The 277-nt window shown below is 43.0% G+C and carries 1 protein-coding gene; it reads right to left on the bottom strand.

What is annotated here, in order from left to right; all coding sequences use genetic code 11:
• A partial coding sequence (locus AAEY68_RS20970) for a glutamate synthase-related protein (protein ID WP_350586818.1) occupies positions 1-277 on the bottom strand: 277 nt, incomplete at both ends.

Raw genomic sequence — 277 nt, forward strand, 5'->3', positions numbered from 1 at the left:
GTATGTTCACCAATTACCGCTTTAAAGCCTGTCGGTTTACCGGTTGTACTTCTTATCGTGGTGAGCATGTCTAAAATATCGTTTGGATTTTTTATTTCTGGGTGCCCATTTGGGCTAATTGAATCCTGCCCCTCAGGTATGCCTCTTATTTTAGCAATTTCAGCATTCACTTTTCGCCCAGGTAACATACCGCCTTTACCTGGCTTGGCACCTTGGCTCATTTTCAGCTCAAACATTTTAACTGCAGGGTGTGCAGCAACTGCTTTTAGTTTTTCTG

It is taken from the genome of Pseudoalteromonas sp. RB2-MNA-CIBAN-0110 (genome assembly GCF_040309305.1).
Lineage (GTDB): Bacteria > Pseudomonadota > Gammaproteobacteria > Enterobacterales > Alteromonadaceae > Pseudoalteromonas > Pseudoalteromonas arctica.